This window comes from Candidatus Pelagibacter sp. uisw_098 (genome assembly GCF_059512505.1).
The window spans coordinates 349,568-363,592 of sequence record NZ_CM183454.1; the positions used below are offsets into that span (position 1 = coordinate 349,568).

The 14,025-nt window shown below is 32.3% G+C and carries 12 protein-coding genes; 6 read left to right on the forward strand and 6 right to left on the reverse strand.

Annotated elements, in window-relative coordinates:
- Nucleotides 1-3: 3 nt before the first annotated feature.
- The 4 genes from AC5YF9_RS01810 to AC5YF9_RS01825 form a co-directional block, all read right to left on the reverse strand.
- On the reverse strand, nt 4-1,473 hold the full coding sequence (locus tag AC5YF9_RS01810) for a glutamine synthetase family protein (protein ID WP_415304338.1): 1,470 nt from the start codon (nt 1,471-1,473) through the stop codon (nt 4-6).
- Between the two features lie 72 nt (nt 1,474-1,545).
- Complete coding sequence (locus tag AC5YF9_RS01815) at nt 1,546-2,874, reverse strand: NAD(P)/FAD-dependent oxidoreductase (RefSeq protein ID WP_415304339.1); 1,329 nt, start codon at nt 2,872-2,874, stop codon at nt 1,546-1,548.
- Nucleotides 2,875-2,976: 102 nt separating this feature from the next.
- Nucleotides 2,977-3,363 (reverse strand): hypothetical protein, encoded by a 387-nt coding sequence (locus AC5YF9_RS01820; protein WP_415285948.1) that lies wholly within the window; start codon nt 3,361-3,363, stop codon nt 2,977-2,979.
- Nucleotides 3,332-5,659 (reverse strand): trimethylamine N-oxide demethylase, encoded by a 2,328-nt coding sequence (locus AC5YF9_RS01825; protein WP_415304340.1) that lies wholly within the window; start codon nt 5,657-5,659, stop codon nt 3,332-3,334. The genes AC5YF9_RS01820 and AC5YF9_RS01825 overlap by 32 nt, the downstream gene beginning before the upstream one ends.
- A gap of 118 nt (nt 5,660-5,777) precedes the next feature.
- Here AC5YF9_RS01825 and tmoX point away from each other — a divergent pair, with 118 nt between their 5' ends.
- The 6 genes from tmoX (at nt 5,778) to tmoV (ending at nt 11,473) form a co-directional block, all read left to right on the forward strand.
- Nucleotides 5,778-6,722: a trimethylamine N-oxide ABC transporter substrate-binding protein TmoX gene (tmoX, locus tag AC5YF9_RS01830; protein ID WP_415277889.1), complete on the forward strand. Its 945-nt coding sequence runs from the start codon at nt 5,778-5,780 to the stop codon at nt 6,720-6,722.
- A gap of 103 nt (nt 6,723-6,825) precedes the next feature.
- Nucleotides 6,826-7,269, forward strand: a complete 444-nt coding sequence (locus AC5YF9_RS01835) for a hypothetical protein (protein WP_415285946.1) — start codon at nt 6,826-6,828, stop codon at nt 7,267-7,269.
- Between the two features lie 10 nt (nt 7,270-7,279).
- Nucleotides 7,280-7,654: an MORN repeat-containing protein gene (locus AC5YF9_RS01840; protein WP_415277887.1), complete on the forward strand. Its 375-nt coding sequence runs from the start codon at nt 7,280-7,282 to the stop codon at nt 7,652-7,654.
- A 6-nt stretch (nt 7,655-7,660) separates the two neighbouring features.
- On the forward strand, nt 7,661-8,212 hold the full coding sequence (locus AC5YF9_RS01845) for a hypothetical protein (RefSeq protein WP_415277886.1): 552 nt from the start codon (nt 7,661-7,663) through the stop codon (nt 8,210-8,212).
- Nucleotides 8,213-8,285: 73 nt separating this feature from the next.
- A complete protein-coding gene (gene tmoW / locus AC5YF9_RS01850) occupies nt 8,286-9,332 on the forward strand; it encodes a trimethylamine N-oxide ABC transporter ATP-binding protein TmoW (protein WP_496169926.1) in 1,047 nt (348 codons plus the stop codon).
- Entirely contained in the window at nt 9,320-11,473 is a 2,154-nt protein-coding gene (gene tmoV / locus AC5YF9_RS01855) for a trimethylamine N-oxide ABC transporter permease protein TmoV (protein ID WP_415304342.1), read from the forward strand. The genes tmoW and tmoV overlap by 13 nt, the downstream gene beginning before the upstream one ends.
- A 14-nt stretch (nt 11,474-11,487) precedes the next feature.
- Here tmoV and AC5YF9_RS01860 read toward each other — a convergent pair whose 3' ends face one another.
- Together AC5YF9_RS01860 and AC5YF9_RS01865 are read right to left on the reverse strand one after the other, a co-directional pair.
- A complete protein-coding gene (locus AC5YF9_RS01860; protein WP_415304343.1) occupies nt 11,488-12,438 on the reverse strand; it encodes a DMT family transporter in 951 nt (316 codons plus the stop codon).
- Nucleotides 12,435-14,018, reverse strand: a complete 1,584-nt coding sequence (locus AC5YF9_RS01865; protein WP_415304344.1) for a choline dehydrogenase — start codon at nt 14,016-14,018, stop codon at nt 12,435-12,437. The genes AC5YF9_RS01860 and AC5YF9_RS01865 overlap by 4 nt, the downstream gene beginning before the upstream one ends.
- Between the last annotated feature and the right edge of the window lie 7 nt (nt 14,019-14,025).

Genomic DNA, 14,025 nt, shown 5'->3' on the forward strand with positions numbered 1-14,025 from the left:
AGACTATGGTAGGCAGTCCAGATACGTATCTAGATCCCACTGAGTTGTTGCACCTAAAAATTTTTCCCACTCATCATTTTTATACCAATGGAAAACTTTATACATTTCATCTGGCATAGCTGATTTTATAACCTCATCTTCTGCTAAACGATTTAAAGCCTCACCAAGACTCATGGGTAGTTTTTTAACTATCTTCCCAGCTGCTTGAGCTTCATACATACTTCTAGACTCAGGTTTTCCTGGATCAATATTATTTGTTATTCCATCATCAAAACATTTTAACAATCCAGAACCCATTAAATATGGATTATGCATTGAATCAACTGAACGATATTCAAATCTTCCTGGCGCAGATACTCTTAATCCACAAGTTCTATTTTGAAATCCCCAGTCAGCATAAACAGGAGCCCAAAAACCAGTATCCCATAATCTTCTATATGAGTTAACAGTAGAAGAACCAATTGCTGTTAGGGCACCCAAATGTTTCATTACTCCACCAATAGCTTTCAAACCAATTTTACCTGGTAATTGAATATCTTTAGTATCAGGCATAAAGGTATTTGTTCCACCCTCAACGTAAGTAAATACCTCATCCATCCCTGGAAGAGATTTGTGAGATAGTTTATTCACTTTATCTTTTCCACCTGTCCATAAAGACATGTTTGTATGACAACCACTTGCAGATACACCCATAAAAGGTTTTGTCATAAAGCAAGCTATCAAATTAAACTCTCTAGCAACCTGTGCACAAATTTGTCTATAAGTTGAAAGTCTATCTGCATTTCTTAAAACATCATCATACATCCAGTTTAATTCTAATTGTCCTGGTGCATCTTCATGATCTCCTTGAATCATGTCAAAACCCATTGCTCTTGCGTATTTAAAAACTTGCATGAAAACTGGTCTTAACGATTCAAATTGATCAATATGATAACAATAAGGTTTAGAAAAACCTTTACCAGTAGGCGAACCATCCTCATTTTTAGTTAACCACATCATTTCTGGCTCTGTCCCAACTCTTAATTGGTAACCATGTTTCTTTTTAAATTCTTGAGCGTGTATTCTTAAATTTCCACGACAATCTGATGTTAAATGTGCACCTGGATTATCTCTTTCTTCTCTATTTCTAAAGCAAGTAACAAATACTCTTGCAACTTTTTTATCCCATGGAAGCTGACAAAATGTTTCAGGATCAGGTATACCAACTAGCTCTTTAGCTTCTGGTCCATAACCAATATAATCTCCATGACGATCGACAAATAAGTTTGCTGTAGCTCCGTAAACTAATTGAAATCCTTTTTCGCAAGTTCTTTCCCAATGATCAGTAGGAATACCTTTACCTACAACTCTTCCAGTTACAGAAATAAATTGAAAATAAATATATTCAACACCTAACTCGTTAATTTTAGCTCTAACTTGCTTAACTAATTTGTCTCTACCTGGTTGTCTAACGTGTCTATCTAAATCTGTCATTATCTCTCCCTCTAATGAATTTTTATTTAAGGAACCGTAACTGAAAAAATTATTTGTGTCTAGGCTTGAAGTTTAACTCCAAGGGAAAGGACTGTTAGAGGTTGGATGAAGTTCACCCTTCTCGTAACGGTTGAATCTAAACGGTTTTAATAATTCACTTTCAGTTCCCAAAATTTCTTGTGCAACAAGCTCACCTACACCAATCATTTTATATCCGTGGTTTGCATCTGCTATCATGTAAACATTTTCTAAAAATCTATCGAATATAGGAAAATTGTCTGGTGTCATACATCCAAGACCACCTGAGGGTCCTTTTCTATATAGACCAGATTTACCTTCAAACCTTTTATGACAATGAGCTAAAGCTGAACACCACATATCATTAAATGATTCTGTTGTTTGAAATTCAGGAGACTCAAGTCCATAAGGATCAATATTTACTTTATCAAAATGTTTATCAACTATGTAAGGAGATGTTCCACCCTGAACACCAAGCCCTTCAATGTCTGGCTTATAATAAATTCCCCAAAGTTCATCTGTAATTAGTTTTTTAGTTGTGTCAGAATATAGTGGGGCAGTTGAGTCAACATGCATTACAGGAGGCTGACCACCATCATTCATTCTTAAAAAATCTTTATCAACACCAATAACACCTTCTTGTAGCATCCAATATTTCCACATATCTTCTTTATGAAATTTTCCATCTTGTCCTTTAATATTTGCAACTTTTGGAAGATCTAACATGTTCCAAAAATCTCTAACCCAAGGACCAGCACCAACAACTACTTGTTCGCACTCAATAATTCCCTTATCTGTTTCAACACCTGTAACAGCTTTGCTATTGCTTCCTTTTTTAAATCCTGTAACCGTCACACCCTTAATAACCTCAACACCATTTGTAGTAGATTTTTCTTCTAGAGCTTTTATGGAAGCTTTGTTGAATGCATAACCACCTTTTTTTTCATGAAGTATGGATGTGATGCCTTGTGCTTGCCAATCATCAAACATACCTTTCATGTATTTAGTACATTCTTTTTCACCTTCAATAAATTCTGATTCGTAACCAATAGCTTTTTGCTGCTCATAAATTGTAGCAACATCTTCGTGCATAACCTCTGGAGATATTTGTAAATACCCTACAGCATTATATTTCCAAGCTTTTGGATCACTTTCCCATACTGATACAGAATGAGCCATTAACTCTCTCATAGCTGGTTGAAAATAATTATTTCTTATAACACCACAAGCAATTCCACTTGCACCTGCTGCAGTATCTTTTTTTTCAAGAATTACAATGTCACCAGGATTTTTATAAGTTTCTGAAAGTTTCCAAGCTGTACTTAGGCCATGAATTCCGCCTCCGATGATTACTACTTTAGCTTTAGTTGGTAGTGTTGACATATGAAAACATTATTTTTTCTAAAAAGTAATTAATATAATTATATTTATAACTAAATTTTATATATAAAAGATATCAACTTAAAGAGATTGTTGAATTAGGTGCTAATAGCTTAGCTTTTTTAAAGTAGCCAGGTATTGTTTAAACTCATTAATAAAAGTCTCAGTAGGTATAATATTTTTTATTCGCTGATCAGTTGAAGTTTTTTCTAAACGAAAGAATCCTTTCTCACAAGCCTCATTAATTATCAAAGCAGATTTTGGCCTAGAGGTTTTAAATAATTTTGTTTTTAGCCCTTCAACAGAAAGCTTTTCATTAAGTTTATGCGCTGACATTACAAGTAACATCATATGATAATGTGAAGGAGATTTTCTAAAAAAATAGTTACTAGATGTATGTGATTGCTTCATCTGGTCTTCCCAAAAATTTAAAAGATCTTTGCTGTTATCGGTCATTTTATTATGCTCTAACTCTTGATTTTGTTGGATCATAGAAAGGGAAGGGAACAACTTTTGCACCAATTCTTTTTTGATGACCGTCAAGCTTACCAATCTCAACTTCCGTTCCTATCTCTGCATATTTTACGTCAATTTTACAAAGTGCAATATTTTTTCCAAGTTTAGGGGATAGCATTCCACTTGTTATTTCACCCACTTGACCACGACCAATATGAACACAATCTCCATTTACTGCTGGTTCATGACCAACCAATTCCAAACCAACTAATTTTTTTTGTGGATTTGCTTTTCTTTTAACTAACTCTTCTTTACCTATAAAATCATCTTCTTTAGTTTTAAGTGGAACGGTAAAACCAATACCTGCTTCAAATGGATCTGTTTGATCATCGAACTCGTAACCATAAAAAATTAGTCCAGCTTCAATACGAACCATGTCTAAAGCTTCTAAGCCTAATGGAGTAATATTAAACTCTTTACCAGCTTCCCAAACTTTATCCCAAACCTCCGCAGCATCTTTTGGATGACACCAAATTTCATAGCCAAGTTCACCAGTGTAACCTGTTCTTGAAACAACAATTGGCGTACCTGTTTCATGATCTATTCTTGCAATATTAAATCTGAACCATTCAAGTTCAGTGATGGATGGTTGTATAGGAGGCGTCCATACAAATTTTTCTAAAATTTTTCTACTATTTGGTCCTTGAACTGCAATGTTGTGAATATGATCTGTTGCAGATTTAATCCAAACTTTATAATTTTTTTTTTTAGCTTGTTCTTTTAACCATTCACCACTGTATTCATCTCCACCAATCCATCTAAAATTATCTTGTCCTAATTTAAATAAAGTACCATCATCTAACATGCACCCATTTTCATAACACATGGCTGTGTAAACAACTTGTCCTATAGATAATTTTTTTACATTTCTAGTAAGAGTATATTGCATTAAATTTTCTGCATCAGGTCCAAGAATTTCAAATTTTCTAAGAGGCGATAAGTCTGTTGCAATCGCACTTTCTCTACAAGCTGTATATTCTTTTATAGTTCCTGAATTTGTAAAATTATTAGCAAGCCAAAAACCTTTATACTCAACAAAATTTCTTGTTAGCTCTGAAGTTTTTTTATGGAAACCTGTTTCTTGAGTTAGTTTAGGTTCTGAGTCTGTTTTCATTCTAAATGCTATTGCTTTTGAATACTTTTTTTCCTTTGAATAAGTCCTAACAAAAATATCAGTGGGATTCCAGCCATTTGCACCATCAACATCACAAGGACAAGCTGATGATATACATGTTAGATCTTTTAAAGCTCTAAATAAAACATAATCTCCAGGTCTAGACCAAGGTTCATCAAAAGATGCAACATTATTAGCATCAATTGCAGTATTAAAAAAAAGATTTATTGCAGACCAACTTTTTCTAGAATTGATGTCATATTTATCCAGTCTATTATTAAAATTGTCAGTACAATTAATATGACCCATATAACCCATATCTTCATAATATTTTGATGTGCAAGCAAGATTGAAAGTATCATGTCTTCCAACTGTATCTCTTACAACTTCAATCATAGCTTCATGATCACCATCATAAAACTTTGAAAACAAACCAGGCCCAGGGTAAGCACCACCCATAAAAGTTCGTGTTGCTTTATCATCAATAATACTTTCAATGCCGTCATTTAATTTTTGTGTATCAAAAGCTAGAAAATCAGAGCATTGCCTTCCGCCTGGATCAATTATCTGAATATATTCACCAGCTTTTACCTCATAAGTTTCAGCAGTTCTTCTCTTTACAAGTTGTTCAATAATTGGATCACTAAGCGGATCTGGCAAAATAAATTGTTCATCTGTTTCAATAAATTTAGCTTTATTTAAAAAAATAGTTAAATCTGTAGGTGGATTTTGTTCATGGACATTCATTGCATCACCAGGTGCAGCAATCATTACAATACATTTATCTTTTGAGGTTAATGTTATTTTTTCACCCATAAAACAATCTTCACTAAAAACAATTGATGATTTAGCATTATTTAAATCAAGGTTTTTATTCTTTAGCAGCTTTGAAATTTTTTCATCATTAGCAATAGTTTTTTTTGAAAAATCTGCATTAGCATTTTCTTTCAAATTTAAAATAGATAGATCAGATTTACCTTTTGAATTAAAAACAATTATTTCACAAATTTGTCTTCCTTCTTCATTAATGATTTCTATTTTATCTTCTGGCAAAACTTCTATTATAGACAGCCCGCCACCTCTTACAAAATATCTTTCAACTCCAGGTGGTAATGTTCTTAATCCAGGATTTCGTATATCGTTACTAGTATGCAGCATTGCCAGTATAAATTTAAATAATTTAACATTAGCTTAATATAATCAAAGGCCATTGACTATAAATTTAATAAGTGAGAACATGCCTACTTAAACATTAATATTAAGGAGAGAGAATATAATGAAAAAAATAGTATCATTAATATCTGCCTTGGTAATTTCAGCAGTTAGTTTTGCTGGAGTATCTAATGCAGCAGATAGTAAAAAACCTATCGTTATTCCAACTCATAACTGGTCTAGCCAAATTGTAATGGCTCATGTTATTGGTGGAATTTTCGAAAGTATGGGAAATAATGTAAAATATGTAAATACAGACTCACAAGCAGTTTATGAAGCAATTCGTATCGGTGATGTAAGTTTATCTCATGAAGTGTGGGAATCTGCGTTTGGAAAATCATTTACTACAGCGCTAGACAAAGGTGGTTTAGTTGACTGGGGAGATCATGAAGCTCGAACGCTTGAAGATATGGGATATCCAAACTGGGTTACTGAAAAAGGATTATGTCCTGGTCTTCCAGACTGGACTGCATTAAAAAATCCAGCTTGTGCTAAAAACTTTACAACACCTGACTCAGGTGGAAAAGGACGAATGCTAGAAGGTCCGCAAAGTTGGCATGGAGATTTAATACCTCAAAGGGTTGATGCTTTAGGACTTGGAGATCTTTGGACTGTTAAATTTGCTGGAAGTGCAGATGCACTTTGGGCAGAACTTAAATCAGCTGAAAAAGAAGGAAGAGGAACTATAATATTCAACTGGACACCAAACTTCACAGATGGTGCTGGTTTTACTTTTATAGATTTCCCTCCATATTCAGCAGGTTGTAGACCAGAAGACGGTGGTGATGGAAAATGTGGTTCGCCAGATGGTTATTTGAAAAAAGCTGTAACTGCAGACTTTCCAAAAACACATCCAGCAGCAGCAGCGGCATTTAAAAAAATGTCATTCTCTACAAGTCACATTGGTGCAATGGCTGCTTTAGTTGACCTTGACAAATTGACTCATGAAGATGCAGCTAAAAAATGGTTAGCTGATAATAAGAGTGTTTGGCAAGCTTTTACTAAATAAGGGTAACAGTTAATAAATTGAAATCTCTCCCAACAATGTTGGGGGGGATTTTTTTTAAAGAATGTGCTTTCGCACAAATTCAAATTACGGACTTTTTAATTAAATGATAAAGTTTTTTTTATATATATCTATCAGTCTATTAGTTTTTAATTCTTCTTTTGCAAAAAATATAGACATACAAGAGGATATTAAAATTGGTTTTGTATGTGAATTAGAAAAGAAAATACTCAAGAACTCAGAATATAATTATAAAACTTTTTTAGCAAAAGATTTAGATAATCAAAATTTAGATAAATTTGAAATCGATGCAAAGAGACCAGAAAAACTTTTGATTAATGGGTTATCATTGTTCCTCTCACAAACTGCAAAATTTGAAGTAAAAGTTGTAAATAAAGACATAGTTTTATTCAAAGCTTTTGATGAAAGAAAAAATTACTCAGAATCAGGTATAATTAACAGAAAATCAGGTGAATTAGTTCACGAAATTACAATAGGTATAAAAAGTGATAATCTTGAAAAAAATATTTCTTTTTACTTATGTAGCTAAATTTAAAAAAATGAAAAAATATTTATTTTATATAGCTTTAAGTTTTTTAGTTGCAACATCAGTATCAGCTCGAAAGACAGGTTGCGAAGGAAACTGTAAAGATGGCTTTGGTAAATGGACTTACACTGACAAAACAACATACGAAGGGAATTGGATTGGCACACAAAAACAAGGACAAGGAGTTGAGACTTGGCCTAATGGATATATTTATAAAGGTGAGTTTAAAAATAGTGTGTGGAGTGGAAAGGGTATTTTGACCTTTCCAAACGGTGCAACTTATGATGGGGAATGGGCCAATGGGTTTATGAATGGAGAGGGAACATTTACATGGTCCGATGGAAAAGAAAAAAAAGGAATTTGGAAAAATGGCAAATTTCAAGAATAGATAAAAATGTTACAAAATATATATTTAAATAAATTAAAGAAGATATCTGAGCCAGTTAGACAGTTTGGAGGTCTTATCATCTTAATAATTATTGTAATTTTTTCCTTTGCTATCTTAAATAATATTTTTGGTGAGGGTGAAGAGCTAATTGCTAAAATGAAAAAAGAAGAAGAAAGAATTGCGGAGACAAGAAAGCAAAATGAACTGATTTCAAGTTTGCCATCAGGAATTTTAGTATTTTATGATGGAACTGATCATTATAAGTTGTCTTTAGAGCAATATGAAAAAGTCTGCAACGCAACAAAGATTATTCCTCAGCGCGCAATTATGGGTGCCAATTTTTTGAATTTTAGAGCACATCATATTTATACTATTAATGGAAATAAAATTGATGAAACGTTTGTTAAATGGAATAAGGAAAATAATAAATGCTTTGCAGGTTTTACAGTTAGTGGAAATAATGTTGGGGTAGATGAAAAAATTACTGTTAAAGGAGAGGTTTTAAATTTTTTAAGTACTGGAATTGATACAAGAGTTTATTTTATTAAAAATTTTTAAGGAGAAAAACGATAAGTATAAATAATATAAAAAGTGTTTTTTATTTTTATTTCGTATAACTTATTAAAACATTATGACCGATACAGTAATCAAATGTGAATCTGTTTACAAAATTTTTGGAACAAATGCCAAAAAGATGCTTCAAGATGCAAATGGAAATGTAGATGCTAAAACATTTCAAGAAAACGGATGTATAGTAGGTGTGAATAATGCCTCTTTTGAGGTTTCAAAAGGTGAAATGTTAGTTGTGATGGGTTTATCAGGCTCAGGTAAATCAACTTTGTTAAGATGCATTTCTAGATTAACAGATGCAACTGCTGGAAAGATTTTTATAGAAGGTCAAGACTTACTCTCATTAAATAACAAAGAACTGATTGAACTTAGAAGAAATAAAATGGGAATGGTATTTCAAAGTTTTGCTTTGCTTCCTCATAAAACAGTTGTGGAAAATATTGCTTTCCCACTTCAAATCAAAGGCATTAAAACTAAAGATAGCATCAATAAAGCAATGGAAATGGTAAAGCTTGTTGGTCTTGATGGTAGAGAAAATTATTTTCCAAGAGAACTTTCTGGTGGACAACAGCAAAGAGTAGGTATTGCTCGATCATTGGCTGTTGAACCTGATATTTGGTTTTTAGATGAACCATTTTCTGCATTAGATCCATTAATTAGAAAAGAGATGCAAGATGAATTTTTGAGACTTCAAGAAAAATTACAAAAAACAATTATGTTTATCACACATGATTTTGATGAAGCTTTAAAACTTGCTGACCGTATTGCAATAATGAAAGATGGTATAATTGAACAACTAGATACCCCAGCTAACATTGTGTTAAATCCGGCCACAGAATACGTAAAAAAATTCACTGAAGAAGTTCCTAGAGAGAAGGTTTTAAAAATAGAAGATGTAATGGAAAAACCAAATAATGAAAATTTAAGTGATTTAAAAGTTTTAAGAAATGAAATAATTGAAAATGTAGCTGAAAAAATATTAACTCAAGAAAAGTCTGTATCTGTAATTGATGAAAACAATCAAATTGTTGGCACTGTTCATCCATCAAAAATAATACACACAGTTTTTGGTGGGAAAAAAAAAATGATTAGAATATGGAATTATTAAAAAAATATCCAAAAATATTTCAATGGTTATTTTTGTTAATTGCTTTTTTTACCTTATATTTTGCAATTGATGTTCCAGAAACTTATAAATTTATTAGAGGCCAAGCAGAATTCATTAAAGATCCAAATCAAAGCACTTACACACTCTTTGGCGCAGAAGTAAGGTATTATGCATTTGATGTTTTTTGGAGATTACCTCCTTTACTTGGATGGCTACCTATTTGGATAAATGATTTATTATTTTTCTTAATGAATGATTGGATGCCAATGGAATTTTGGAATGAAGATACTCAAGAATTTAAAACTCGCCCTTTAGTTTTACAAATAACAAGAAATTTAACTTCATTTATAACATTTCTTATTGAATTAATTAGAGAGATTTTATTAGGTGGCGTTGAAACTATTGTTGCCTTTACAAGTTGGGATTGGATAAGTGAAAATTCATGGGCAGAATTGCCAGGGTTACCTTGGACAATTGTTGCAGCGGGTGCAGCAATACTTGGGTATAAATTAAGTGGCAAGGGTTTAGCTTTATTCGCTGCTATAGTCATGATTTATATTTCTATCTTTGGTCAATGGAAACCTTCGATGCAAACACTTTCTTTTATATTGGTTGCAGCACCACTATCCTTTATTTTTGGTTTGGGCTTAGGGATTGCAGCATTCAAAAGTAAACGTGTTGAAAAAGCTTTATATCCAATACTTTTAGTTATGCAGACTATGCCTCAATACGCTGTATTGGTTCCTGCAATTGTTCTTTTTGGTGTTGGTGATCATGCTGGAGTAATTATAACCATGGTTGTAGCTGTTCCACCAATGATACTACTAACTTTGTTAGGTCTCAGAGGAGTATCGCCTGAGGTTATTGAAGCTGGCCGAATGAGTGGATGTAATAATTTACAGCTTATGTTTAAAGTACTAATCCCAACTGCAAGAAGAGATATTTTGATTGGAGTGAATCAAGTTATTATGGTGTGTTTTTCTATGGCAGTAATTTCAGCTTTTATAGGCGCCAAAGGTTTAGGATTTAATTTATTGTTAGCCTTAAATCAGCTAAACATCGGATTAGCGTTAGAAGCAGGTTTATGCATTAGTTTAATTGCTATATTACTAGATAAATTATCTTTAGCTTGGGCAAATAAACAAACAGATTATTTTGGCAACCTAACTTTCTTTGAACGTTATAAAAATTTATTATTTTTTTCTGGTGCAATATTGATTGGAATTATATTTGCTTATGTTGGATCTTTTTACTTTAAAGAAGGTTTTAATTATTTATATGAAATTCCTCACAACAAAGGAATATCAACTGCAGATTTTTGGAATAAAGGGGTTGATTGGATTTGGGATACTTTTTTTCAAACTTTAAAAATTTTTAATACATGGTTAATAGTAGATGTACTGCAGCCAATGCGAGCTGCTTATTTGCGTATGCCTATTGTTGCAACATTTGTTCTAGTTATGGGAGCTGGTTATATAATTGGAGGAATACGTTCAGCTTTAACAGTAGGGGGGTTAACATTATTTATAGCTTTAAGTCCATGGTGGGACAGAGCTTTAGTTACAACTTATATGGCAACTTTTGGAGTTATCTTATCTTGTATAATTGGTTTTACTGTTGGTACTTTATGTTTTCAGAATAAACATACCACAAATTTTATGTTGGGAGTTTGTGATATTTTTCAAACATTCCCTTCATTTGTATACTTAATTCCAGTTATGATGCTTTTTGGAGTTACAGACACATCAGTATTAATTGCAGTAGTTGTTTATGCAACTATACCTGCCACAAGATATACGATTGAAGGATTAAGAAGTGTTCCATCTTCTTTACATGATGCAGCTTCAATGTCAGGTGTAACGAAGATACAAAGGTTGTTGAAAATTGAATTCCCTTTAGCACTTCCTCACATGATGCTTGGTTTAAATCAAACAATTGTATTTGCTTTATTTATGGTAATTATTGGAGCATTTATTGGAACTGAGGATTTGGGACAATATATTTTAAAAGCTATATCTGATAAAAAAGGTGCAGGTATAGGATTAACGCTAGGTCTTTGTGTTGCTTTCATAGGATTGGTATTTGACCATTTAATTCGAACCTGGGTAAATAAAAGAAAAAAACACCTTGGTATAGACTAGTTAATATTTTTTCATTATCTATTTGGAGTATCTGTAACAATCATTTGATCTTTTACCTTTTCTCTAAAGTAAATATATATTCCAGCACTTATGATTATTGAAACACCAACAAATGTTCTTGTTGTGGGAATATTATTAAACAATATATACCCTGTTAGTATTGACCAAATTATTAAAGAATATTCATAAAGCGAGACAACAGATGGAGACGCAATACTGTAAGCATTAAGTATAAAATAAAATGCAAAAGCCCCAATACACCCCATAACTATTATAAATGGCCAGGCATAAGATGGGTTTGTAAACCATTCTCTAAAAATAAATTGCAGTGCTGGATCACTAAAGTTGTTAAATTGTCCCTCACCTGTAAAAATAAAAAATAATATACTTATTAGAACAGCACCAAAATATAAATGTAACATTTGTGTATAAACATTATCTTTATCAGAAGTGATTTTTGTGATTGTCATTGATATTGAGTAGCATAACGCACAAGCAACAGGGGCTAATTTCATATAATCAAAATTTGTAAAATCTGGATTTAAAACCAAATATACCCCTATAAACCCAATAAAAATTGCTGACCATCTTCTAATACCAACTTTTTCTTTTAAAAATATTGTAGCCAAAATTGAAACAAAAAAAGGACTAGAGAAAAATAACGCATTGGCCATAGCAAGAGACATATATGTAAGAGAGATATAGAAAAAACTAAATCCAAAAAAGAAACATATAACTCTTAAGGTTGTTAAAAAAGGGTAGTGTGTTTTTAAAATAATTTCTTGTTTAGAAAACTTGAGATACCCAACTAATAAAATTAGTGCAATAAATGTTCTTCCAAAATATAATTCATATAATGCTGCATCTTGATAAATAAATTTTATCAAAGCATCTTGAATGGAGAATAGTATCATACCAAGAAGAATAAATAGAATGCCTCTTGGATTATTTTGTACAGGCGTCATGAATTAAGAATAAATTCTGACGCTCTTTCAGCAATCATTAATGTTGGTGCGTTTAGGTTTCCACTGGTAATTTCAGGCATAACGGAAGCATCTACTATTCTTAAGTTTTCAATTCCATGTACTTTAAGTTTTTCATCTACAACTGCCATATCATCAATTCCCATTTTGAGGGTACAAGAAGGATGGTATGCAGTCTCTGCTTTAGATCTAACATATTCTTCATATAATTCATGAGTTTGAATATCTGATCCAGGTCCAATTTCTTTACCAGCAAATGGTTTCATTGAATTTTGTCCAAGAATTTTCCTAGCCATTTCAATAGCTTCCACTGTTTGTTTGAGATCATCCTTATGTTCAAGATAATTAAATAAAATTTTTGGATAATCATAAGGGCTTGAAGTATCTAATGTAACTGAACCTCTGCTTTTTGGATGATTAGGACTAGCATGCAATTGAAACCCATGTCTATCAGGCTCAACCAAGCCATGATCAATTACAAAAGCTGGAAAAAAATGAAACTGGATATTTGGATAGTTTCTTTCAGGAGAGGATTTAGCAAAACCACCTGCTTCTAGGAAGGAAGTTGAGCAGGGTCCAGTTTTATTTAAAAACCATTGAATTCCTATTCTAAGCATATTGAATTTATTAACATATGAATACAGTGTGTCAGATGTTTTACATTCTTGCTGGATATAAGTTTCAAGATGATCTTGTAAGTTTCTTCCAACACCTCTTAGATTGTGAATAACTTCAATTCCTTTTTCTTTTAAATGTTCAACTGGTCCAATTCCAGATAGTAAGAGTAATTGAGGAGAGTTAATTGAACCTCCACTTAATATTACCTCTTTATTAACAAAAATTTTTTCAACTTTATTCTTAATCTTAACCTTAATACCAATGGCTTTCTTTCCATCAAAGATGATCTTCTCTACAAAGGAGTCTGTGAAAATTGTTAAATTTTTTCTATTTTTTGTGGGATTTAAATAATGTTTAGAGACGCTTGCTCTTTCTCCCTTGTCAATTGTCACATCATACATGCCAAAACCTTCTTGATTTTTACCGTTCATATCAAGGTTCATTTCATAACCAGCCTCAGTTGCAGAATCTATAAATGCTTTGAATAATGGATTTTTATTTTTAGATTGATTAACAGGTAGTAAGCCATTCCCACCTCGATATTCATTTTCTCCTTCTGACCAAGTTTCAATTTTTTTGAAATAAGGAAGGACTTTTTCGTAAGACCAATCTTTGAGTCCAAATGAAGCCCACCTTTCATAATCATTAGGGTTACCTCGCACATAAACCATACCATTATGAGCAGAACATCCGCCAATCATTTTTCCCCTAGGACAAAATAGTTTTCTGTTATTTAAATGGGGCTCTGGTTCAGAATAATATTTCCAATTATATTTTGGATCATGCATTGTATAAAGAATAGCAAGTGGCATTTTTACTTTCCAAATATCACTTGGTTTTCCAGCTTCGAATAAAGCTACTTGGTATTTTCCATTTTCAGTTAAACGATTTGCAAGAACACATCCTGCTGATCCACCACCGATAATAATATAATCATATTTCATATAGTTT